This is a genomic window from Pedococcus sp. P1_H8, assembly GCF_056405175.1.
This window is the reverse complement of sequence record NZ_JBFUCP010000290.1, coordinates 1-422: the sequence shown is the minus strand read 5'-3', so window position 1 is coordinate 422 and position 422 is coordinate 1. Positions and strand designations below refer to the sequence as shown.

Annotated in this window: 1 pseudogene; it reads right to left on the bottom strand. The window is 73.9% G+C overall.

The annotated features are described in order from the left end of the window. Window positions 1-33: 33 nt before the first annotated feature. Window positions 34-422: pseudogene (locus tag AC1DYG_RS20060) on the bottom strand (hypothetical protein); the annotation flags it as partial.

Genomic DNA, 422 nt, shown 5'->3' with positions numbered 1-422 from the left:
CTCCAGATCGGTGCGGGCCGCGGGACGACCGCGTCACTCGATGCGCTTGGCGCCCAACTCGTCCGCCAGGAGCTCGATGGCGATCTCCACCGGGTCGCGCCGAACAGACTCGGCACCAGGCTCGGCGGCCTGCGCCATCATCTCTTCCTCGTCCTCGGGCGTGACGTTCTCCGAGGTCGGCGGCTCCGGCTCGTTCGGCGGCGGGCCCGGGTCGTCCGGGTAGTCCGGGTAGTCCGGCGGCGGGATGTCGTCGACGGAGTCCCCCGACGGGCGCGGCCGCGACGGCTGGGCATTTCCCTGACTCGGACGCGAGAACCTCGGCCCGCCAGCCGGTTTCGACGGCTCGCGCGAGGCCGCGGCACGCTGCACCGGCGCGACGGGCTCCGCGGTGCCGACCTCGCAGTCGACGGTCCAGTCCACCC